This is a genomic window from Escherichia sp. KCJ4928 (assembly GCF_004352695.1).
Taxonomy (GTDB): domain Bacteria; phylum Pseudomonadota; class Gammaproteobacteria; order Enterobacterales; family Enterobacteriaceae; genus ECMA0423.
Window position 1 is genome coordinate 1 of the sequence record NZ_SJWV01000726.1, and the last position, 282, is coordinate 282.

Below are 282 nucleotides of genomic sequence, written 5' to 3' on the forward strand. Positions count from 1 at the left end.
TCCAGTCTGTTCAGGGTAAAGAGGACTATGAAGATGAGATGTTCAGCATCAGATACTTTAAGAAGGGCTCCGCGCACATCACGTTCAGGAAACCAGAGCTGGTTGACAGGCTTAATGATATTATTGCCAAGCACTATCCCGGAGCGTTAGCGATGTAAAAAGGAATAAAACTCAGGAATAAAACCCACAAAAATACACGTGTTCTGATGACAAAAATCTTGATCTACTTGTTCTCATAAAAACCACCAGAAGGGACCGAGGGTACAAGAGAGGGTACATTTT

General features: G+C 42.2%; 1 protein-coding gene. It reads left to right on the forward strand.

Features of this window, described 5'->3' with window-relative positions; genetic code table 11:
- Positions 1-158 (forward strand): DUF4942 domain-containing protein (locus E0D98_RS26455; protein ID WP_131891628.1); only part of this gene is annotated, 158 nt, incomplete at its 5' end.
- Positions 159-282: the final 124 nt, after the last annotated feature.